Consider the following 320-nt stretch of genomic DNA (forward strand, 5'->3'; position numbering starts at 1 on the left):
TGGGATCACGGATATGGACGGCCTGACCCCCGAGCAGATGCAGACCGTCTTCGAACTTTACGCAACGAATGCCATCGAAGCCCGGCTGTGCAACGACATCGGGGCGAGAACGGTGACCCTGCCCACCGACAGTCGTGAGGCCGCACGGGTGCAGGCGCAGCTCAACGACTTCATCAGGCGAGGCGTTGCCGACGCGCTCACGACGGCCCGAGCGGCCGCCGCGGCGCTGACTCCCGATCGCGTGCTCGCCTTCGTCGGGCGCGTCTACGAGCAGGCCTTCGGTATCCTGCAGATCATGGGCGATGCGGAGGCAGAGAGCG

At 66.6% G+C, this 320-nt stretch carries 1 pseudogene; it reads left to right on the forward strand.

The annotated features are described in order from the left end of the window. Positions 1–13: 13 nt before the first annotated feature. Positions 14–320: pseudogene (locus I55_RS21425) on the forward strand (hypothetical protein); the annotation flags it as partial.

The sequence above is a fragment of the Azospirillum sp. B4 genome, from assembly GCF_000333275.1.
GTDB lineage: Bacteria > Pseudomonadota > Alphaproteobacteria > Azospirillales > Azospirillaceae > Nitrospirillum.